Consider the following 18,392-nt stretch of genomic DNA (forward strand, 5'->3'; position numbering starts at 1 on the left):
CCTGCCGGAATCCTTCTCCCGGCCCCGGATACCAGTACCCGCGTTGTTCAACTGGGGCTACCGTCGTCGCGTCGACGACGTCCCCCGGCCGGATAAGGTCCGGGGGTGACCGACGATCTATTAGCCGACTTCGTCCGCGCCGACGGTGAGCAGAGCCTCGGCACCTACGGGATCCACGTCCACCGGCAGGGCCGCCCACCGATCGAGCACCGGTTCCGTTCCGACGACCGGGTCAACCTCTACTCGGTGTCCAAGACGTTCACCGCCGTCGCGATCGGGATCGCCGAGTCCGAGGGCCGCCTCACCATCGAGGACCGGCTGGTGGACCATTTTCCGGAGCTGAGGGCCGCCGACGGATTCGAGAAGGTGACGTTGCGTCATCTGCTGACGATGACGAGCGGCAGCGGCCACCTGTGGTTCGCGGACCGGCGCGTCGACGCGGCCGACCTGCTGCACGAATTCGTCGCGGAACCGCTCGTCGCCGAACCGGGCACGCGTTTCGCGTATACCGGAAGTGGTTTTTATGCTCTGGGCCGGGTGATCGCCCGGGTGACCGGCGCGAATGTCCGTGATTATCTGCTGCCTCGCCTTTTCCGACCGCTCGATCTGCACAATCCCGCCTGGCACACCTGCCCGCTGGGTTTCCCGTTCGCGGAGAGCGACCTGTTTCTGCGGACCGCTGAGCTGGCCCGTTTCACGCGGCTGATCCTGCAGTCCGGGGAGTGGGAGGGGAAGCAGCTCATCCCCGCCGATTTCGTCAGTCGGATGGCCACCGACCGGGTCGACATGAAAGAGGGCGACGCGCACACCGACGGATATGGCCTCGGTATCTGGCTGGAGCCGGGCGGCCATCTTCGGATGCACGGCGCCTACGGCCAGATCGCGCTGATCGACGCTTCCCGCCGTGCCGCGATCACCGTGACCGCCCACAACGACAACGAGACGGCCCAGCTCACCGCCCTGCACGACCTGGTCCTGGCCCGGCTGAGCTAGAGCTGGGGCCGACATGGTGATCGAGCCAGGCCCGCCTCAACCGGAACTGGGACCGACGCGGTGATCGAGCCAGGCCCGCCTCAACCGGAACTGGGACCGACGCGGTGATCGAGCCAGGCCCGCCTCAACCGGAACTGGGACCGACGTGGTGGTCGAGCCAGGCCCGGAGCGGGCGGCTGGTGCGGAGGAATTCGACGATCCGGTCACGGGCCTTCGCGGTGCCCATCCACGGGGCCGGCTGCCATTCCTGCCAGGTGGTCAGGCCTTTGTGGCGGAGCAGATCGATGCGGGGATGGTCCTTCGGGAAACCGCGCGGGGCCGTTTTCAGGGTGCCGTGGCCGTGGACCGTCACACCGGATTTCTCGATGTCGGCGATCAGTTTCTCCAGGGTCGGGCCGAGGTGTTCGTCGACGATCGTGCGGCGGTAGCGTTCCAATTGGTCGGGGGCCATCTGGTACATGCCGCAGCCGGCGGCCAGGCCGTCCGCGCCGAGCTGAAGGTAACCACCGAACTCCAGCCAGATGCCCAGGTGGTCCTTGTAGGGCGTCTTGTCGTGGCTGAACCGCACGTCCCGGTAGGGGCGGAAGATCTTGCCGGGCCCGAACTCCGGCTCCAGATCGGCGAGCAGGGCCAGCGCGGGCGCCTTCACCTGCTCCTCGTAGACCGGCAGGTGCGCGGTCCAGTACGTCTTCGAGTTGTCGGCGACGAGACCCTCGTAGAATTCGAGGGCCTCACTCGGCCAGCCACGGAACGTCACTCCGGCAGTCTGCCACCGGCCATCGCCAGGACGTTACGTGCCTCGCGGACCACCGCCAGGTCGACCATCCGGCCGCGCGCGTCCAGGCACACCCCGCCCCCGGCCTGTTCGAAGCGTGCCACCAGGTCACGGGCTTGAGCCAGCTCGGCGTCGGTGGGGGTGAAGACCTCGTGGACGATCGGGATCTGTGCCGGGTGGATGCAGGCTCGGCCGCGGAAGCCCAGGCGTTTCAGTGCGAGGGTCGATCGGCGGAGGGCGTCCAGGTCGCGGAAATCGGTGGTGACCGCGGCCGCGGGCGGGGCGATTCCGGCTGCCGCCGAGGCGAGGACGACGGTGGACCGTACCAGCAGAAGCTCTTGATCTCCCGGGGTCACGCCCAGCTCGGCGGCGAGATCGGCTTCGCCGATCTGGAGGCGGGTGACACGCGGCGCGGCTGCGATGGCGGCGGCGTCGAGGATGGCCCGGGGAGTCTCCAGCAGGGGTACGAGGCCGATCGCGCCCGCCGGATCATGCTCGTCCAGTAGTGCGGCGAGGGTGGTCACCTGCTCGGCCGAGGCCTTGGCCACCACCAGGCCGCGCAGCGCGGGCGCGATCACCGTCCGCGCGTCGACCAGACCGGCCGGGCCGGTGTTGATCCGCACCCACACCGGGGCGTCGGCGGGCAGCCAGCGCAACCATTCGGCGACCGTGTAGCGGGCCGCCTCCTTCTCGTCCGGCGGGACCGCGTCCTCCAGGTCGACGATCAGCGCGTCGGCGCCCCGTTTCAAGGCCGGGGCCAGCATCTTCGGCTGGTTGCCGGGCACGTACAGGAAAGATCTCATCCGATCGCCGCGTTACCCGCCAGCAGCGCGCGGGCGATGACGACCCGTTGGATGTCGTTGGTGCCCTCGCCGATCATCATCAGCGGCGCGTCCCGGTAGAGGCGTTCCACCACGAACTCCTTCGAGTAGCCGTAGCCGCCGTGCACCTGCATCGAGTTCAACGCGCAGAACACCGCCGCCTCGGACGCGAACGCCTTGGCCATGCCGGCCTCCATGTCGACCCGGTGGCCGCCGTCGGAACGGGACGCCGCCCAGTAGACGAGCAGCCGGGCCGCCTGCACCTGCGCGGCCATCTCGGCGATCTTCAGCTGGACCGCCTGGAAGTCACCGATCGGTCGGCCGAACGCCTGCCGCTGACCGGCGTACTTGAGCGCCTCGTCGTAGGCGGCCTGTGCGATGCCGAGCGCGCGGGCGGCCACGTTGATCCGTCCGGTCTCCAGCCCGGACAGCACCTGCTGCATGCCGCGGCCCTCGACCCCACCGAGCAGTTGCGCCGCCGGGACCCGGACGTCCTCCAGCAGCACCTCGCATGACTCGGTGCCCTTGTAGCCGAGTTTCGGCAGGTCACGTTCGACGGTGAAGCCCGGTGTGCCGGCCTCGACCAGGATCACCGACATGCCCCGGTGTGCGGGGCTAGCCGACGGGTCGGTCTTGCAGAGGACCGGCAGCGGGTCGGCGTGGCGGGCGTTGGTGATCCAGGTCTTTCGACCGTTCAGGACATAACAATCACCGTCGCGGTGGGCCACGGTGGCGATCCCCTGCAGGTCCGTGCCGGCATCCGGTTCGGTCAAGGCTATTCCGGTACGCCGTACGCCGCTCGCCAGATCCGGCAGGTATCGCGCCTTCTGTTCCTCGGTGCCGTGCTTCGCGATCAGCCAGCACGACAGGGAATGGGAGCCGAGGATGCCGGCGATCCCCATCCAGCCTTTGGCGATCTCCTCGAACGTCAGGGCGAAACTGACCATGTCGGCACCGAGCCCGCCGTATTCCTCGGGCACGGTGAGGCCGAAGAGTCCCAGCTCCCGCATCGTCTCGACGATCTCGGCCGGGTAGCGGCCGGACGCCTCCCACTCCTGTGCGACCGGGCGGATCTCCCGGTCCACGAAGTCGCGGAGCACGTCGCGGAACATCCGCTGCTCGTCGTTGAGTTCAAAGTCCATCGTCACTCCGTGAACACCTGTGGGTCGGAGCCCGGGACGAGCCGGACCGGTTGATCGCAGTACGGGGCGGGGATGTCGATCAGGTGGGTGAGCACGATCGGGCCCTCGGTGAGACGGACCCGGGCGAGCACGTATGGCTTCTCGGCACGGTGCACGATCGTGAAACTGTCGACGGTTCCGGTGCCGACCGGCTCGATCTCGACCAGGTCGCCGCTGCCGCAGGTGGCGCAGATCGGGCGTGGATAGAACTGGGCGGTACGGCAGGTCACGCAGTGCTGCAGCATCATCGGTCCACCCCCAGGAGCACCGTGGCGTGGCTGGAGAAGATGCCGCCGGTGCCGTGGGCCAGCGCCGTCTCCACTCCCGGGACCTGCCGGTCGCCGCATTCGCCGCGCACCTGGCGGACCGCTTCGACCAGCAGCAGGACCCCGAGCTGGCCGGGATGGCAGTAGGCCAGGCCACCCCCGGTGGTGTTGTGCGGGACGGTCGCCGACAGGCCCTCACCCGGGGCGGCGAACCCGAGCGCCTCCAGACCGAGCGGGACCGAGATGGTGAACGAGTCGTAGAGCTGCACCACGTCGACGTCGGCCGGGGTCAGACCGGCCCGTGCGAACGCGCGCCGGCCGGAGTCGATCGCGCCGGTACGCAGCAGGTCGGGGGCGGTGGCCATGCCGGTGTGGGTCAGCGCCTCGCCGTAGCCGAGCACTGTCACCGGGCGTTTCGGCAGGTCCCGCGCGCGGGCCAGGGAGGTCATCACGATCGCTGCGCCGCCGTCGGTGACCAGGCAGCAGTCCAGCCGGCCGAGCGGGGAGGAGATCGTCGGCGCGTTCAGAACCTCATCTGAGGTCAGGGGCCCCTGGCCGTACGTCCATGCCTTGGGGTTGATCTGAGCCTTCGCCCGGGCGGCCACCGCGACCGACGCGAGGTCCGCGCGGGTCAGACCGTGCACGTGGAGGTAACGCTGAGCGACCATCGCGTAGTAGGAGATGGGGTAGAGCGGTTCGTAGGGGGCCTCCCAGTCGGCTTCCGGGGTGCCCTCGTCGTAGATCGCGGTCAGTCGGCGGCGGCGCGCCGAACGCTGGTCCGAGGCGTAGGAGATCACCACGGTGGAGCACTGACCTGCGGCGATGGCCTGGGCGGCGCGGGCCACGTACATCTCGAAGACCGCGCCGCCGGCGAATGTCGAGTCGCACCAGGACGGTTGCAGGCCCAGCCAGTCGGCGAGTTGGGTCGCCGAGAAGCGGGAGATGCCGTTGGTGGCGATGCCGTCGACGTCACCGAGGGTGAGACCGGCGTCGGCGAGGGCCCTGGTCACCGCCTGGGTCTGCAGCTCCAGGACGGACTTTCCGGTCTGGCCGAGGTCGCATTCGGCGGCGCCGACGATGGCGACGCCGGTCATGGCAGCTGGACCGTGGCGCTCGCCGGGGCCACCGCGATCCGGCCGGTGGTGGTCTCGACGCGCAGGTCCAGTTCGACCCGGCCGGGTTCCTCGACCGCCGTCCGCCCCAGGCAGCGGATGGTCTCACCGGCGAACACCAGGTTCTTGAACCGGAGACTCAATGCGGTGATGACCGCGTCCGGGCCGAACCATTCGCGGATGGCGATCGCCAGGTACGCCCCGAAGACCTGGCCGTCGACGACCGGCCGGTCCAGATCGATCTCCCGCAGATAGGACATGTCGTAGTGGAGCCGGTGCCAGTCCCAGGTCGCGCCCGCATAGGCGATCATGTCCGGCAGCTCGATGGTGCGCTCGAACACCAGCTCATCGCTCGACATAGATCAGCGTCTCCTCGTTGACGGCCAGGATCCGGTCGTTCTGGTCGGTGTAGGTGGCCACCGAGGTCACCACCAGCATTCGCCGGCCCGCGCCGGTGACCCGCTCGGTCATGTCGGCGAGCCGCCACCGGGCGGTGATCACGTCGTCCGGGCCGACCGGCCGTTCGAAGCGGTACGCGTTCCCGCCCCGCACCAGCCGTGTTCCCGGAACCTCCAGGTGCCAGCCGTGCCCGGCGTGACCGTCGGCGTCGCGGGGCAGGTTCGCGTACTGGTTGGTCTCGCAGATCAGCGTCGGCGGGGCCACCTCACCGTGTAGATGCGCCGGGTCGGTGTCGCCGGTGGCCAGCGCGAAGTAGCGGATCGCGGCCCGGCCCAGCGGCTCCGGGGCGACGTACACCCGCTCCTCGCCGATCCGCGCCCGGAGCGCTTCGGTCAGCAGCGTCATCCGAGCACCGCCGTCGGGACCGTCTCCAGCAGGAACTCCGGGCGCAGCAGGGCCGAGCAGACCACCGACGTGACCACCGCGTTCGGGAAGTGCTTCAGGCGCAGATCGGCGGTCCGCGGATAGCCCGCGACCGCCGCCGGGGTGAGGTATTCGACCAGGTGGACGACGTTCTCGCCGGTCGCGCCGGCCTCGGCCAGCACCGCCTCGATGCTCTGGTAGACGAACGACGCCTGGCCGACCAGGTCACCCTCGTGGATGGCCCGCCGGCTCACCGGGTCGAGCGCGCCGAAGCCGGCCGGGAAGATGTTCCGGCCCGCACGCACGGCCGGTTTGTAGGTCAGGGTGTCGTAGCGGGCCCAGCCGGGATTGAGCACGGTCAGCGGGCCGGTGGCGGCCAGCGCGTCCAGAGACACCTGCGCGCCCGGCGCCACCGGGACGTCGACCAGGATGCCGGCCGCTCCCGGGTGCACCGGGCCCGGTCCGAGGATTTCCCTACGCGGCCGCCCGCACCGCGGATACTCGGCGCGGGTGGCGGTGGCCGTGTAGTCGACCGTCCGGACCAGAGCGCCGGTGTCCAGCCCGGCCGTCGCCAGCAGGGCCGCGATCCGGTCCAGGCACCAGCGGTACTGGTCGCGGAAGTCGCCGTCGGTGGTGTGCACGCTCGGCAGGAAGACCACGCCGTCGGCCACCCGGATCACGTCGTCACCGTCGGCGAGCGGGTCACCGCCGCCGGGGTGAGTGATCACGGCGACCGCGTACGGGGCGTCCGAACCGACGATCGCCTCCACCGGCACCCGCGAAACCGGCACCCGGTGCCCGCCGAGCGCGGCGAACCGGGCCGCGTCCAGCAGCGCCGGGTCGGCCAGGGCGGCCGCGGTGACGTACTCGGTCACGTGCACGATGTCACCCACCGGCCCATGGAGATGGTGGTAGCCGGGCACCGCCGGCAGGTACACGGTCACTTCAGACACCCTTCGATCGCATCGAGCAGAGCCGCCGGGCCGTCGGCGACGAACACCGCCGGGGCGCCGGGGCCGAGATTGGCGGCGGCCTTGGTGCGCACTCCGCCGCCGGCCGGCCGTTCGACCCGGACCACCCGGCCGTCACCGGCGACGACGCCCGGCGCGTCGGCGGCGGCCACGTCGGCGGCACCGGTCACGACGGTGATCCGGGCGGCGAGCCCCAGCACGTCGGGGCGGTCCAGATCCTCGAACGTGTCCAGGTCCACCCAGCCGTCGACGATCATCGCGGCGACACACCAGTAGACGCTGAACTTCGCCTCGTACGGGCTGCGCGGCCGCCGTTTCTCCGGGCCGGCGACGATCGGTACGGCGTCCGGGTGCAGGGTCACGGTCAGCGCCGACGGTGTCGAGCCGGTGAACTCCCCGGCCGCGTCGATCGAGGCGTGGGTGAGCCGGCAGGCCGGATACGGCTTGATCCCGATCCGCGTGGCCTCCCACCGCCCGCCGAGTTCGCTGAGCAGGACGTCTCGGTCGGGGGCGCGGCCGGTCATCGCCGGGAACAGGCCGTATTCGCCGTCGAGGGCGCCGGCCGGGCCGGTCGCTCCGGCGGCGGCGAGCCGGGCGGCGAGGATGCCGTTGGCCGCCGCGATGCCCGGATGCAGCTGTTTCGTGCCGGCCGGGCTGTGCAGGAACTCGAGCAGGCCGCTCGCCCCGCTGGCGGCGATCCCGATCGCGTGGGTGAGCCGGGTCGCGTCGAGCCCGAGTAGACGGCCCGCGGTCACGGCCGCGCCGATCACCCCGCACATCGAGGTGGCGTGCAGGCCGCGCGCGTGAAAGCCGTGCGGCGCCGCGGCACCGAGCCGGCAGACGATCTCCAGACCCGCGGCCGTCGCGGTGATCATGTCGCTGCCGCCGGCCCCGGTCTGCTCTCCCACGGCGAGCGCCACCGGTACGGTCACCGCGCTCGCGTGTACCAGCCCACCGGCGTGCGTGTCGTCGAAGTCCAGGGCGTGCACGGCCACGGCGTTACCGAAGGCCGCGGCCACCGCACCGACACGCTCACCACTGAACAGTCGTGCCTCGGGCGGCCCGCCGAGCCCACGGGCGACGATGAGAGCGGGGTCGGCGGCACCGCGCCGGATACCGGCGACACCACAGCCGACGGCATCGATCAGGTGCTCCCGTACCGCCTCGACGACCGCCTCCGGCAGCGTGCCGGTCTCCAGTCCGGCGGCCCACCCGGCCAGCGCCACGGCGGCCGGGTTCACTCGAGGGCCTTGCCGAAGGCACCTGAGGTGCGGAGACGGTTCAGGTGGGGCTCGTCGTAGCCGAGCAGGTCGGCCACGTAGGTGAGGTCTTCGCCTCGGCGCGGGGCGCGACGGTAGGACGGAGGCTCGGTGCCCACCCGGACCGGGGAGGCCACCTGACGGACCGTTCCCCAGTGTGGGTGTTCGGTCTCGACGATCAGGCCCCGGGCCAGCGTGTGCGGGTCCCGCAGGGCGGCCGCCACGTCGTTTACCGGACCGCACGGGATGCCGGCCGGTTCCAGCACGGCCAGCCACTGTTCGGTGGTCCGGGTCGCGAACGTCTCCTCCAGCAGCGGCAACAGCACATCGGCGTGGGTACGGCGGCCGGCGAACGTGGCGAACCGCGGATCGTTCAGGTCCGGCACGTCCAGGACCGCGACCAGGCGCTGCCAGAACTTCTCCTTGGCGCAGCCGACCACCACCCAGCCGTCCGCCGACGGGAACAGTTGGAACGGCACCAGCGACGGATGGGCCGAGTGGCGGGTGCGGACCGGTTCGAAGCCGGCGTTCAGGTGCCAGCTCGCGGGGTACGTGAGCATCCCGACCGCGGTGTCGAAGAGGCTGAGGTCGCAGTCCATGCCGTGGCCGTCCCGGCGGGCCGCGTGCACCCCGGCGAGCAGGGCGATGGCGGCGACGAAACCGCCCGAGTAGTCGACGATGGACAGGCCGGACTTGGCGGGTGGGCCACCCGGTTCACCGGTCAGGTCCATCCAGCCGGCCAGGCCCTGCAGGATGTAGTCGTAGCCGGGTTGGGCGGCCCGTGGCCCGGTCATCCCGAACCCGGTCAGCGAGCAGCAGACGATGCTCGGGTTGATGTGTTTCAGCTGGTCGTACGTGATGCCGATCTTGACCGGCACGTCGCCGCGGAGGTTGGAGTAGACCGCGTCGGAGTGCCGGACCAGGTCTTCGAAGACCTCCCGGCCGGACGTGGTGGCCAGGTCCAGCGACAGGGAGCGCTTGCCCCGGTTGAACGTCTCGAAGAACAGTGAGTCCTCGCCGTCGTGGTACGGCGGCACGTACCGGCCGATGTCGCCGCCGGTGCCCGGTTCCTCGATCTTGATCACGTCGGCGCCGAGGTCGGCCAGGTGCACCGAGCCGAACGGGCCTGCGCCGTACTGTTCGACGGCGACGATCCGGATGTCCTCAAGTGGCCTCATCACACGCTCCCCACGAGGTCGAGCAGGCGGTCCTGGGCAAACCGCACCTCGCCGGCCGGCAGGCCGTAGGAGGGCGGGGAGAGTTTGATCGCGTCGGCCAGGCCGTCGTACGCCCCGATCCGGGTACGGCACTGGTCCGGGGTGCCGGCGATGGTGTACGCGTCGACCATCGCGTCCGGGATCAGATCGCCGAGCGAGTCGGCGGGGCGACCGGTCCGCAGGGCCTCGGCGGCGGACGCGCAGACCGCGCCGAAGCCGGCGGCCTCGAACATACCGGCGTAGGACCGGACCGACGCGTAGAAGCCGACGACGTTGGCGGCGCGGCGGCGGGCCACGGTCGGATCGGGGTCGACCGAGCAGCAGGCCGCGGCGACGACGTCGAAGGCCGGCGATCCGGCTCGGGCCCGGCCGGCGAGCAGGGCGGGCCGGATGCGGTCGCGCAGCTCGGACGGCGGGCACAGTTCGTGGGCGATCCAGCCGTCGGCGACCTCACCGGCCAGCGCGACCATCGCCGGGCCGACCCCGGCCAGGTAGATCGGGATACGTTCGCGCACCGGCGGGTACGGCCGACGCCATCCGCGGACCCGGATCGACCGGACCCCCTGGTGGATGATCGGGTCGCCGCCGGCGAGGACGGCCCGGATGACGGCCACCGTGTCGCGCAGTCGGGGCACCGGGCGTTCGAACTCGGCGCCGTGCCAGTCCTGGTTGAGCCGGGCCACACCGGTGCCGAGGCCGAGCCGGAACCGGCCGCCGGAGAGTTCGTCGAGGTCGGCGGCGGCCAGGGCGGTCAGCATCGGGCTGCGGGCGAAGGCGAGCGCGATGCCCGTACCGATGCCGATCCGATGTCGATCTTGATCTCGGTCGGTCCCGGCGGCCAGGGCGGCGGCCGTGGTGAAGGCGTTGCGGTGCAGCTCGGGCGCCCAGACGACGCCGGCGCCGGCCGATTCGGCGGCCCGGGCGGCGGTGACCAGCTCGGCCATCGTCTCGCCCCACGGCTGCACGTCGAGACGCACTACTCGGCCCCGGGCCCGTGGCCGCGCTTGTAGGTGAGCATCGTCCGGGTCCAGGTGATGACGTCGACGTCGTCCTGGTTGAAGCCGGTGGTGAAGACCTTGACGATCCCGGCGTAGGGCCGCGACTTCGACTCGCGCAGCTCCAGCACCGTCGACCTGGCGTAGATGGTGTCGCCGACGAAGACCGGGGCGGGCATGGTGATCTGCTCCCAGCCGAGGTTGGCGAAGGCGTGCTGGCTGACGTCGGGCACCGACAGCCCGGTCACGACGGCCACCGTGAGGGTGGAGTTGACCAGCAGCCTCTTATACGGCGTGCGGGCCGCGTAGTCGGCGTTGAAGTGGCTCTGGTTGGTGTTCAGCGTCAGCAGCGTGAACCACGTGTTGTCCGTTTCGGAGATGGTGCGGCCGAGCGGATGGCGGTACGTGTCACCGACGGTGAAGTCTTCGTAATAGCGGCCGAGCATGCGGCGAAGCTAGCACTTGTTTCGCACAGTGAAAAGGTGTTTCCATTGGCCGCATGCTCGAGATCTTCCTCTACCTGCACATCGTGCTCATGGTCTTCTGGCTCGGCGGCGACCTGGGGGTCTTCTACTCCAGCCGGTACGTGATCGACTCCGCACTGACCCCGGCCGCCCGGCACACCGCTCTGAAGATCATGCTGGGGCTCGATCTCGGGCCGAAGATCTGCCTGATCCTCTTCCTGCCCAGCGGCCTGACGCTGATGTCGCTCGACGCGCACGGCGCCGAACTCTGGGGCGTCCCGCTGCTGCCCTGGTGGCTGCTCGTGCCGATCTGGATCTTCGCGTTCGTCTGGGTGTGGCTGATGTGGACCGACCACCACGAGCCGGGCAGGCACCCGACGGTGAAGCGGGTCGACTGGGCCATCCGGATCGCGGTGGTGGCCGGCATGGTCGGCGTCGGCGTCTTCACCCTGGTCGCCGCCGAGCCGTTCGGCGTCACCACGAACCCGAAGTGGCTGGGCGGCAAGGTCATCCTCTACGCCCTGGCCATCGCGGCCGGGCTGGGCATCCGGCGGCAGCTCAAGCCGTTCGGCGCGGCCTTCTTCGGCAGGGTGATGACCGGGACGGCGACCGACGAGGACAACGCGACCGTCACGCGCAGCGTCAACGGCTGCCTCCCCTACGTCTGGGTGATCTGGGGCTCGGTGCTCCTGGCCGGACTGCTCGGAGTCGCCAAGCCCCTCGCGGACCTCTAGCTCGGGCGGTAGCCGAGTTGCGCGCTGATCCGGCCGGCCGCTCCGAGCAGGTCGGCGACCGCCTGCTCGGTGTCCGGCCGGAACCGCAGCGCCGGGCCGGCCAGGCTGATCACGGCGACCACCCGGGCGTCGTGGTCGAAGATCGGGGCGGCGATCGAGGCGGCTCCGGCCTGACGCTCGCCGAGCGACGTCGCGTACCCCCGCTTGCGGATCGCGGCCAGGTCTTTGCGCAGCTTGGCCGGGTCGACGATGGTCTTGTCGGTGACCGCTTCCAGGGGGTGCCGGGTGACGTAGGCGTCGACCTCGAAGTCCGGCAGGAACGCCAGGAACGCCTTGGACGAGGCGCCGGCGTTGAGCGGGAACGGGATGCCGAGGCTCACTTCGAGGCGCAGCTCCTGGTCCGGCACCACCTGGTCGACGTAGAGCCGGGTGTCACCGCGCCGCAGCGACAGCGTGGCCGTCTCGTGGGTGCGCTCGGAGAGATGCTTGAGCTCGGGCGCGGCCATCGCGCGCACGTCGGTGCGGGCCAGGTAGGCGCGGCCCAACGCGACGGCGGCGTGCCCCAGGGCGTAGCGGCGGGTGGCCGGGTCGACGGTGATCAGCTCACGGCTGCGCAGCGCGGTGAGGATGCGGTGCACGGCGGCCTTCGTCAGGCCGAGGGCGGTGGCGATCTCGGTCACCCCGAGGTCGGGCTGGTCGGCGCGGCCGAAGTAGAGCAGCACGTCCATGGCCCGCTCGACGGCGGCGATGGAGCGCGACTGGCTCTCTTCTTCGACAGACCCGGGAGACGAAGGCGTTGGCACAGCGAAACCCCCATGGAACAGGTACGGAACAAACCTTGCCGAACTCTAGCCTGCCATTTCGCACAGCGGAACGACGTACCGCTCCGCGGTTGACAGCACACCTGGCCGTCGTTACGTTCAGCGTAACGACGTTTCCTAGAGCGAAACAGCCCCATCGGAACGGAGAGTACGAGTGCCGGTCGACAGCACGACCTTCCGATCCGTGCTCGGACAGTGGCCGAGCGGCGTCTGCCTGGTGACCACGGTCGGCCCGCACGGGATGCACGGCATGACCGCCAGTTCATTCTCCTCCGTGAGCCTCGATCCGCCGATGGTCTCGGTCTGCCTCGGCAACCACCTGCCCAGCCGGGCGCTGCTCGGTGCGGCGGGCCGGTTCGCGATCAGCTTCCTCGGCCGGGACCAGGCGCACATCGGGCGGCGTTTCGCCGGGCAGGACCGCAGTGTCACCGACCGGTTCGCCGGCCTCGACTGGACCATCACACCGAACGGCTGTCCGGTCCTCAGCGAGGCGGTGGCCTGGCTGGACTGCACCGTCGCGCACGCCTACCCGGGCGGCGACCACACCATCTTCGTCGGCGCGGTGACCGGGGCGGCGCTACCGCGGGTCACCGCGCCACTGCTGTTCCACTCGCGCAACTGGCGACAGCTCGCCGACCCGCTGCCGCCGGAGGTCACCACCCGGCTGCACGGCACGGGCGACTGCTTCGAGTTCTCCGCCGACAGCCCGCCGTCGGCCGAGGTGGTCCGAGCGGCGAAGCAGTCGGGTGTCACGGTCGTCGGCTACGTGTCGGACGCCTTCCACCCGGACCGCGAGGACGAGGTGCTGGCCTGCGTCGACGCGCTCGCCGCCCTCGGCTGCGACGAGATCGGCTGTGCCGAGTCGGCCGAGACCCCGGCCTCGCCGCTGCAGGTCCGCCGGGTGCTGCAGGACGCCACCGCCCGGGCCCGCCCGGCCGTGCTGCGGGTGCGGCTCTCCGGCGACAACCGTCTCGCCCTGGTCAACGCGCTCGTCGCGATGAAGAGCGGGGTCTCCCGTTTCGACGTCGTCGCCGCCGACTCCGGCTCGTCCGGACTGCCGCTCGACGACCTGCTCCACCTGTCCCGCCAACTCGAGGTCGCCGGCCCGCCCGACCTCGTCCAGATCAGGGAGTGACGCCATGGCCGACCGACTCATCGGCGAGCGACTCGTCGACGACATGACCGTCGAGGAGAAGGCCCGCGCCGCCCTCGTCGAACAGGTGTTGCCCGCGCTGCGCGCGAAGGCCGACCAGGCCGACCGGGACGGCGCGTTCCCGCGTGAGCACATCGACCTGCTCCGCGACGCCGGGCTGATGGGCCTGATCGTCCCCGAGGAGTACGGCGGTCTCGGCGGCACCCTGCGGGACCTGGCCGCCGCCACCTACGCGATGGGCAGCGCCTGCCCGTCGACCGCGCTGGCCTTCTTCTTCCACAACACGTCGGCGTCGCGTGGCCTGCTGCCGCTCGAGGCGATCGAGTCGGGGCTGTTCGCCGACGACGAGGTGCCGGTGGTCAAGGCGTTCGCCGAGAAGGTGCTGCGGCTGATGTCCGGCGGCACGTGGCTGGCCAACTTCGCCAGCGAGTCGGTGAAGTCGAGCAGCGCGAACATCGCGATCGCCACCACGGCCTCCGGCGCGGAGCGCGATGGCGTCCAGGGCTGGGAGATCACCGGCGAGAAGTCGTTCGGCTGCGCCACCGGGATCGCCGACTACTACCTGGTCACGGCCCGCCTCGACGGGCACGACACGGCCGACGGGCTGGTCATGTTCCTGGTCCCGCGCGACGCCGACGGGGTCACCGAGCGGCCGTTCTGGGACGGGCTCGGCATGCGCGGCAGCGCCAACCACGGCATCCGGCTGGACCGGGTGTTCATCCCGCAGGAGGACTCGCTCACGGTCCCCGGCGCGTTCGTGAAGATGCTGCAGTGCAGCCGGGGCAGCTTCGTCGGCAACCAGCTGGCCATCACCGCGGTCTACGTGGGCGCCGCGCAGGGCGTCTACGACGACACGCTGGGTCGGCTCACCCGCAAGACGTTCGCCGACACGGGACGCCCCATCGCCGAATCACCCATGCATCAGGTGATCATCGGCGACATGACGGAGAACCTGGAGCGGGCGTATCTGTGGCTGCGCCGCCAACTGCTGCTGGAGACCTGCGAGCCGCCGATCGCCACCAAATCCGAGGTGTACGCGCAGTGGCGGATCGCCAAGGGCAGCATCTGCCAGGCCGCCTTCGACGTGGCGATCGGCGCGCTGAAGGCGTCCGGCACGTCGAGCGCGACGATGAACGGCACGGTCGGCCGGGCGCTGCGTGACCTGTCGATGGGCCTGGTCATGACGTTCCCGCCGGAACGCGGCCGGCTGGAGGCGGCGTCGGTGATCACCAGCAACAAGGCGAACGAGCTGTTCGCCAACGTCGCGTCATGAACGACCTCGTCAACGGTGTGTGGGAAGCCTGCTCCACACCGGTCGGTGTGGATCTGGAGAACCCGGCCACCGGCGCGGTGACCGGCCCCGCCCTGGGCTCGTCCGTCGAACGGATCGACGCCGCGTCGGCCGCCGCCGACGAGCTGGGCGCCTGGCCCGCCTCGACCGACGAGCGCGCGGACGTCCTGGACCGGATCGCCGCCGCAGTCGCCGGGGCCGCCCCGGAGATCACCGCGCTGGAGTCCCGGGCGACCGGTGTCCCGATCCGGCAGACCACCCCGCTCGGCATGATCCTGGCCGGTGCGTTCGCCCTGGCCGCCAGCCAGCTCCGGCTCGGCATCCTGACCTCCACGGCGGTCCGTGAGGACGGTCGCGAGGTCCTGGTCGAACGCCTCCCGTGGGGCCCGGCCGCCTGCCTGGTCCCGTGGAACGCGCCCGCCCCGATGGCCGCCCACAAGGTCGCCAACGCGCTGGCCGCCGGCTGCCCGACGATCCTCAAACCCAGCGAGTACGCCCCGTTCGGCACCGAACGCCTGGCCGAGGTGATCGACGCCGTGCTGCGGTCGGCCGGCGCCCCGCCCGCGCTCTTCCAGCTGCTGCACGGTGGCGCGGACGTCGGCTCCCGGATCGTCTCCGACCCGCGGATCCGGGCGGTGTCGTTCACCGGCGGTCTCGGCGGCGGTCGGGCGGTGGCGGCCGCATGCGCCTACGACATCAAACCGGTGCAGCTGGAACTCGGCGGCAACAACGCCCTGATCGTGCTGCCGGACGCCGACGAGGCGGTCGCCGCCCGGGCCGCCGCCGACCTGCTGACCACGCTGAACGGCCAGTGGTGCCGGGCGCTGGGCCGCCTGATCGTCCCGGCCAGCCGGGAGCAGGCGATTGCCGACGCTGTCCTCGCCAGGGTCGCGACCTTGGCGACCGGCGACCCCGCCGACGAGGCCACCGATTACGGCCCGCTGATCCATTCCGGACATCGGGCGACTGTGGTGAAGGCTCGCGACGGGCTCGGTGGCGTCGTGAGAGAAGCCGCGATCAGTGGTCCCGGCAACACCCTCGCCCCCTCGCTCGTCCTCGGCGCCGACCCCGCCCGTACCACCGACGAGATCTTCGGACCGGTCGCGGCGGTACACGGCTACGAGACCGTCGACGAGGCGGTGGCGCTGGCCAACGGCACCCGCTACGGCCTGGAGGGCTACGTCTTCGGCACCGACGAGGGGGCCGCCCTGGCCGTCGCGAAACGGGTCCGGGCCGGTGAGGTCAAGGTCAACGGGTCGTCGGTGATGAGCCTGCACCTGTTCACCCCGCGCCCGGCCTGGGGCATCTCCGGCTACTCGGAGGAGGGCACCGCCGAGACGCTTCTCTTCTTCACCAACCCGCGCGTGGTTGGCGTCGAGAACGGTTTCGCGCTACACAGCCGGTCATGACTGCTTCCGCTTTGCGAGCGATCCTCGCCTCCGACCGGGTCACCCACGTGCCCGGCGTCTACGACCCGGTCACCGCGGCGCTCGCGGTGGCGGCCGGGCACCGGGCCGTGCACCTGTCCGGGGCGGCCGTCTCGGCGATCATGCTGGGCCGCCCGGACCTCGGGTTCGTGCACGGCACGCAGATCGCCGACCGGGCGTCCACACTGGTCCCGGCGCTCGGCGACATCCCGCTGATCGCCGACGCGGACACCGGCTACGGCAATCCGCTGCACGCGGTGTGGACGGCCCTCGCGTACTCCCGCGCCGGCATCTCCGGTCTGCACCTGGAGGACCAGGCCAGCCCGAAACGGTGCGGTCACCTGGCCGGCAAGGAGATCATCGACATCGGCGAGGCGGCCGCGAAGATCACCGCCCTGGCCGATCAGGCGCCGCACATCGTGGTGATCGCCCGGACCGACGCGTACTCGGTTCGCGGCCTCGACGAGACGATCGTGCGCTGCCGGGCCTATGCCGAGGCCGGGGCGGATGCCGTGTTCCCGGAGGGCGTCGACAGCCTCGACGAGTTGAAGCTGGTGCACCGGGCGCTTCCGGGCGTACCCCTGGTGATCAACCGCAGTGAGGCCGGCGGCAACCGGCCGGTGCTCTCCGACGCCGATCTCGCCGAGGTCGGTGTCCGCCTGGTCCTGCACCCGGTGGCGGCGCTGCTCGCCGCCATGCGGGCGGCGTCGCTCGCCTACCGCGCCATCGCCGACGGCGGCACCGCCGAACCCGTCGACAGGATGCCGTGGGCCGCGTTCACCGCCCTCGTCGGTCAGGACGAGGCCCTCGACCTCGACGCCCGCTACGTCCCCGGGAGATTGCAAACGTGAACCGCATCCTGGTCGCCGGCGCCGGGCCGGTCGGGCTCACCGCGGCCCTCGCCCTCGCCCGGCGCGGATTCGCCGTCACCGTCCTCGAATCCGGGGACGGGCTGGCCGCCGAATCCCGCGCCTCCACCTTCCATCCGCCGACCCTGGAGATGCTCGACGACCTCGGGGTCGGCGCCGAACTGCACGAACGCGGGCTGCTGTCGCCGACGTTCGCCTACCGGGACCGCGCCGAGGGCCTGATCGCGATGCTCGACCTGGCGGTTCTCGGCGACGACACCCGTTTCCCGTACCGGTTGCAGTGCGAGCAGTCGAAGCTCACGCCGATCCTGCTCGCGCACCTCCGCGACCTGCCCGGCTTCGAGATCGAGTTCGGTTTCCGGGTGACCGGGGTCGGCCAGAAGGCGGACGGGGTCATCGTGACCGCCGCCGACGGGCGGGCCGAGACCGGTGACTGGCTGATCGGTGCCGACGGGGCGCACTCGGCGACCCGGCGGGCCACCGGCGTCACCTTCGACGGCATCACCTATCCGGAACGGTTCCTGGTCGCGTCGGTCGACGAGGACCTCACCGCCTGGCTGGACGATCTGGCCTCGGTCAACTACGTCTTCGACCCGGTCGAATGGTGTGTGCTGCTGCGCACCCCGGACCACTGGCGGGTGCTGCTGCCGACCCCGGTGGAGACCCCCGACGAATACGAACACGCCCGCCTCGACGAACGGCTGCGCGGCGTCCACGACCCCGGCCGGCCGTGGCGGATCGCGCACGCCGGCATGTACCGGGTCCACCAGCGGGTCGCCACGTCGTTCCGGACCGGGCGGGTGCTGCTCGCCGGTGACGCCGCGCACGTCAACAACCCGCTCGGCGGCCTCGGCATGAACTCCGGCATCCACGACGCCGTCGCCTACGCCGCCGCTCTCGCCACCGGCGACGACGCCACCGTCTGGGCCGCGGCCGGGGATCGACGCCGGATCGCCCTCGAATACGTGCAGAGCGTCTCCCACCAGAACTACGAACGGCTGCGCGCCACCGACCCGGACGCCCGCGCCGCGCATCTCGCCGGTCTGCGCGCGACCGCGGCCGATCCGGCTCTCGCCCGGCAGTCGCTGCTGCGCAGCTCCATGATCGCTTCCTTGCGGCCGGTCCCGGCGTGAACGCGGCGTCAGGATTCCGGTCCTCCCTCGACCCCGGCGGGGATACGGCCATCGCGTCCAGCGGTCGAGCGGGCACCGGCGCGCGCCG

General features: G+C 71.2%; 20 protein-coding genes. 7 read left to right on the forward strand and 13 right to left on the reverse strand.

Annotated elements, in window-relative coordinates:
* Positions 1 to 105 precede the first annotated feature (105 nt).
* Positions 106 to 993, forward strand: a complete 888-nt coding sequence (locus Q0Z83_RS30875) for a serine hydrolase domain-containing protein (RefSeq protein ID WP_317786751.1) — start codon at positions 106 to 108, stop codon at positions 991 to 993.
* Between the two features lie 124 nt (positions 994 to 1,117).
* On the opposite strand, the gene Q0Z83_RS30880 is transcribed toward Q0Z83_RS30875, so the two are convergent.
* Genes Q0Z83_RS30880 through Q0Z83_RS30935 form a run of 12 tightly spaced genes read right to left on the reverse strand, consistent with a single transcriptional unit; the run spans position 1,118 to position 10,858 of the window.
* Positions 1,118 to 1,750, reverse strand: coding sequence for a DUF2461 domain-containing protein (locus tag Q0Z83_RS30880; RefSeq protein ID WP_317786752.1), 633 nt, complete (start codon positions 1,748 to 1,750; stop codon positions 1,118 to 1,120).
* Complete coding sequence (locus Q0Z83_RS30885) at positions 1,747 to 2,571, reverse strand: HpcH/HpaI aldolase/citrate lyase family protein (protein ID WP_317786753.1); 825 nt, start codon at positions 2,569 to 2,571, stop codon at positions 1,747 to 1,749. The genes Q0Z83_RS30880 and Q0Z83_RS30885 overlap by 4 nt, the downstream gene beginning before the upstream one ends.
* Positions 2,568 to 3,731: an acyl-CoA dehydrogenase family protein gene (locus tag Q0Z83_RS30890; protein ID WP_317786754.1), complete on the reverse strand. Its 1,164-nt coding sequence runs from the start codon at positions 3,729 to 3,731 to the stop codon at positions 2,568 to 2,570. Before Q0Z83_RS30890 ends, Q0Z83_RS30885 begins: the two co-directional genes overlap by 4 nt.
* 2 nt (positions 3,732 to 3,733) lie before the next feature.
* Complete coding sequence (locus Q0Z83_RS30895) at positions 3,734 to 4,018, reverse strand: Zn-ribbon domain-containing OB-fold protein (RefSeq protein ID WP_317786755.1); 285 nt, start codon at positions 4,016 to 4,018, stop codon at positions 3,734 to 3,736.
* A complete protein-coding gene (locus Q0Z83_RS30900; protein ID WP_317786756.1) occupies positions 4,015 to 5,130 on the reverse strand; it encodes a thiolase C-terminal domain-containing protein in 1,116 nt (371 codons plus the stop codon). The genes Q0Z83_RS30895 and Q0Z83_RS30900 overlap by 4 nt, the downstream gene beginning before the upstream one ends.
* The gene (locus Q0Z83_RS30905) at positions 5,127 to 5,507 is read right to left on the reverse strand and encodes a MaoC/PaaZ C-terminal domain-containing protein (protein WP_317786757.1); all 381 of its coding nucleotides are present in this window, start codon (positions 5,505 to 5,507) and stop codon (positions 5,127 to 5,129) included. The genes Q0Z83_RS30900 and Q0Z83_RS30905 overlap by 4 nt, the downstream gene beginning before the upstream one ends.
* Positions 5,494 to 5,952, reverse strand: coding sequence for an FAS1-like dehydratase domain-containing protein (locus Q0Z83_RS30910; RefSeq protein ID WP_317786758.1), 459 nt, complete (start codon positions 5,950 to 5,952; stop codon positions 5,494 to 5,496). Before Q0Z83_RS30910 ends, Q0Z83_RS30905 begins: the two co-directional genes overlap by 14 nt.
* On the reverse strand, positions 5,949 to 6,914 hold the full coding sequence (locus tag Q0Z83_RS30915) for a RidA family protein (protein ID WP_317786759.1): 966 nt from the start codon (positions 6,912 to 6,914) through the stop codon (positions 5,949 to 5,951). The genes Q0Z83_RS30910 and Q0Z83_RS30915 overlap by 4 nt, the downstream gene beginning before the upstream one ends.
* A complete protein-coding gene (locus tag Q0Z83_RS30920) occupies positions 6,911 to 8,182 on the reverse strand; it encodes an MmgE/PrpD family protein (protein ID WP_317786760.1) in 1,272 nt (423 codons plus the stop codon). Before Q0Z83_RS30920 ends, Q0Z83_RS30915 begins: the two co-directional genes overlap by 4 nt.
* Positions 8,179 to 9,378 (reverse strand): CaiB/BaiF CoA transferase family protein, encoded by a 1,200-nt coding sequence (locus Q0Z83_RS30925; protein ID WP_317786761.1) that lies wholly within the window; start codon positions 9,376 to 9,378, stop codon positions 8,179 to 8,181. The genes Q0Z83_RS30920 and Q0Z83_RS30925 overlap by 4 nt, the downstream gene beginning before the upstream one ends.
* Positions 9,378 to 10,394, reverse strand: a complete 1,017-nt coding sequence (locus tag Q0Z83_RS30930; RefSeq protein WP_317786762.1) for an LLM class flavin-dependent oxidoreductase — start codon at positions 10,392 to 10,394, stop codon at positions 9,378 to 9,380. The genes Q0Z83_RS30925 and Q0Z83_RS30930 overlap by 1 nt, the downstream gene beginning before the upstream one ends.
* Positions 10,394 to 10,858: a MaoC family dehydratase gene (locus Q0Z83_RS30935; protein WP_317786763.1), complete on the reverse strand. Its 465-nt coding sequence runs from the start codon at positions 10,856 to 10,858 to the stop codon at positions 10,394 to 10,396. Before Q0Z83_RS30935 ends, Q0Z83_RS30930 begins: the two co-directional genes overlap by 1 nt.
* 53 nt (positions 10,859 to 10,911) lie before the next feature.
* Between Q0Z83_RS30935 and Q0Z83_RS30940 the strand changes: the two genes are divergently transcribed.
* Positions 10,912 to 11,610, forward strand: coding sequence for a hypothetical protein (locus Q0Z83_RS30940; RefSeq protein ID WP_317786764.1), 699 nt, complete (start codon positions 10,912 to 10,914; stop codon positions 11,608 to 11,610).
* On the opposite strand, the gene Q0Z83_RS30945 is transcribed toward Q0Z83_RS30940, so the two are convergent.
* Positions 11,607 to 12,413: an IclR family transcriptional regulator gene (locus Q0Z83_RS30945; RefSeq protein ID WP_317786765.1), complete on the reverse strand. Its 807-nt coding sequence runs from the start codon at positions 12,411 to 12,413 to the stop codon at positions 11,607 to 11,609. The two genes, Q0Z83_RS30940 and Q0Z83_RS30945, sit on opposite strands and share 4 nt — an antisense overlap.
* Positions 12,414 to 12,585: 172 nt before the next feature.
* Between Q0Z83_RS30945 and Q0Z83_RS30950 the strand changes: the two genes are divergently transcribed.
* Genes Q0Z83_RS30950 through Q0Z83_RS30970 form a run of 5 tightly spaced genes read left to right on the forward strand, consistent with a single transcriptional unit; the run spans position 12,586 to position 18,304 of the window.
* The gene (locus tag Q0Z83_RS30950; protein ID WP_317786766.1) at positions 12,586 to 13,566 is read left to right on the forward strand and encodes a flavin reductase; all 981 of its coding nucleotides are present in this window, start codon (positions 12,586 to 12,588) and stop codon (positions 13,564 to 13,566) included.
* 4 nt (positions 13,567 to 13,570) lie between these two features.
* The gene (locus Q0Z83_RS30955; protein WP_317786767.1) at positions 13,571 to 14,857 is read left to right on the forward strand and encodes an acyl-CoA dehydrogenase family protein; all 1,287 of its coding nucleotides are present in this window, start codon (positions 13,571 to 13,573) and stop codon (positions 14,855 to 14,857) included.
* Positions 14,854 to 16,284: an aldehyde dehydrogenase family protein gene (locus Q0Z83_RS30960; protein WP_317786768.1), complete on the forward strand. Its 1,431-nt coding sequence runs from the start codon at positions 14,854 to 14,856 to the stop codon at positions 16,282 to 16,284. Before Q0Z83_RS30955 ends, Q0Z83_RS30960 begins: the two co-directional genes overlap by 4 nt.
* Positions 16,281 to 17,153 carry an isocitrate lyase/PEP mutase family protein gene (locus tag Q0Z83_RS30965; protein ID WP_317786769.1) on the forward strand — a complete coding sequence of 291 codons (873 nt, stop codon included), beginning with the start codon at positions 16,281 to 16,283 and terminating at the stop codon, positions 17,151 to 17,153. The genes Q0Z83_RS30960 and Q0Z83_RS30965 overlap by 4 nt, the downstream gene beginning before the upstream one ends.
* Positions 17,150 to 18,304, forward strand: a complete 1,155-nt coding sequence (locus Q0Z83_RS30970; RefSeq protein WP_317786770.1) for an FAD-dependent oxidoreductase — start codon at positions 17,150 to 17,152, stop codon at positions 18,302 to 18,304. Before Q0Z83_RS30965 ends, Q0Z83_RS30970 begins: the two co-directional genes overlap by 4 nt.
* Positions 18,305 to 18,392 lie beyond the last annotated feature (88 nt).

This window comes from Actinoplanes sichuanensis, from assembly GCF_033097365.1.
Taxonomy (GTDB): domain Bacteria; phylum Actinomycetota; class Actinomycetes; order Mycobacteriales; family Micromonosporaceae; genus Actinoplanes; species Actinoplanes sichuanensis.

Excerpts from the sequence above, each read along its gene's own strand:
- Q0Z83_RS30895 (WP_317786755.1), bottom strand. The coding sequence starts at position 4,018 with ATGATGCTGCAGCACTGCGTGACCTGCCGTACCGCCCAGTTCTATCCA.
- Q0Z83_RS30885 (WP_317786753.1), bottom strand. The coding sequence starts at position 2,571 with ATGAGATCTTTCCTGTACGTGCCCGGCAACCAGCCGAAGATGCTGGCC.
- Q0Z83_RS30910 (WP_317786758.1), bottom strand. The coding sequence starts at position 5,952 with ATGACGCTGCTGACCGAAGCGCTCCGGGCGCGGATCGGCGAGGAGCGG.
- Q0Z83_RS30960 (WP_317786768.1), top strand. The coding sequence starts at position 14,854 with ATGAACGACCTCGTCAACGGTGTGTGGGAAGCCTGCTCCACACCGGTC.
- Q0Z83_RS30905 (WP_317786757.1), bottom strand. The coding sequence starts at position 5,507 with ATGTCGAGCGATGAGCTGGTGTTCGAGCGCACCATCGAGCTGCCGGAC.
- Q0Z83_RS30890 (WP_317786754.1), bottom strand. The coding sequence starts at position 3,731 with ATGGACTTTGAACTCAACGACGAGCAGCGGATGTTCCGCGACGTGCTC.
- Q0Z83_RS30940 (WP_317786764.1), top strand. The coding sequence starts at position 10,912 with ATGCTCGAGATCTTCCTCTACCTGCACATCGTGCTCATGGTCTTCTGG.
- Q0Z83_RS30900 (WP_317786756.1), bottom strand. The coding sequence starts at position 5,130 with ATGACCGGCGTCGCCATCGTCGGCGCCGCCGAATGCGACCTCGGCCAG.
- Q0Z83_RS30965 (WP_317786769.1), top strand. The coding sequence starts at position 16,281 with ATGACTGCTTCCGCTTTGCGAGCGATCCTCGCCTCCGACCGGGTCACC.
- Q0Z83_RS30955 (WP_317786767.1), top strand. The coding sequence starts at position 13,571 with ATGGCCGACCGACTCATCGGCGAGCGACTCGTCGACGACATGACCGTC.
- Q0Z83_RS30935 (WP_317786763.1), bottom strand. The coding sequence starts at position 10,858 with ATGCTCGGCCGCTATTACGAAGACTTCACCGTCGGTGACACGTACCGC.
- Q0Z83_RS30925 (WP_317786761.1), bottom strand. The coding sequence starts at position 9,378 with ATGAGGCCACTTGAGGACATCCGGATCGTCGCCGTCGAACAGTACGGC.